This is a genomic window from uncultured Campylobacter sp. (assembly GCF_938045595.1).
Taxonomy (GTDB): Bacteria; Campylobacterota; Campylobacteria; order Campylobacterales; family Campylobacteraceae; genus Campylobacter_B.
In genome coordinates, this window is sequence record NZ_CALIBB010000177.1 from 1 (window position 1) to 1,216 (window position 1,216).

Annotated in this window: 1 pseudogene; it reads right to left on the reverse strand. The window is 33.1% G+C overall.

What is annotated here, in order from left to right:
* Positions 1-303: 303 nt before the first annotated feature.
* Positions 304-1,216 (reverse strand): annotated as a pseudogene (locus Q0340_RS07150) (hypothetical protein); the annotation flags it as partial.

Consider the following 1,216-nt stretch of genomic DNA (forward strand, 5'->3'; position numbering starts at 1 on the left):
CTTTACTATGCGAACTTTTTTGGCGGCGAGCTGGAAGTTAGGAAGATAAAATTGTAAATTTGATTTGTGGACGGATAAAATTTAAGACACAACCGCTTTTTTAGTGAGAAATTTATAGCTTAATTTATCTTATGCATTTTCGGACATATGGCAAACGAGATATATTTGATGCAACATAAAAGATTATGGCATGGGTAAATTCCAGATAAATTTAGCTATTACTTTCTTCACTATATTCAAACTACCGAAATTTTAGAATTTTATAAACTATATTTTAAATTCCTATCTTATAAAATTTAGCACTCATTTTTTCACTCCTTGAGATTTGTCTATCTTATCTTGAAGTAGATTTTTTACATATTCATTGAAAAGCATCTGATTGCCGTTATATTTAATCATTAACTTATTGCGACTCTTGCTATCTAAAACTAAGTTATATTTTTCTGCAAAATTAAGGTATGCTATAGCTGCTTTTGTGTCAGGAAATGTGACATTTCTATCTCTAAACCGAGCTCTTAAACTATCAAATTCTTTTTCGGTTTTTATATCCTCTTCTTTCAAATTCGTTAATTTCTTATCGCCGCAATATCTGCCATACTCTCTTACGGCGGTATCGTAATAATTGAGTATTATCGGATCGGGCGTGATTTGAATGCTTTTTTCAGGTTTCGGGTCGCCAAACGGGAAATTCTTGCGTTCCTCTTCGTGCTGTTTTGCTACCCTTTCATTTATCGCGGTTCCATATCCGCCTAAAATTTTCTCTCCTTTTCGATAATCTCTCATATGAAATATATAGTCCCATTTCTTGCCTAAGCTATCCAGATAATACGTAATGCAGTGTTCGTAAGCGAGATCCAATTCCTCCTGCGTAGGCTGCCCTATTACATTATATTTCAATAAAATATCTAATACAGGCTCATAGTTAGGAGTTGAATTTAAAAGAATATAATACGACCTTGGCAAAATAGAATTTTTGGCATCGCTTACAATATATATGTAATCGTACCTTTGATCGCTCAGTTGGGGTTTATATCCGTGATCCAAGATTATTTCTATCATTTTTGGAAAACCGTTTGTAATCAAATAATATAAAGGATCAATATCTCCCTTCGGTCCAGTTCTAAAAACACAAGCATCCTTATCCAATTTTATATAAGCTTCGCCATTATCAACTAAAATCGGGGTACTGGTTTTATAAGTTGGGCAATCTAAATAC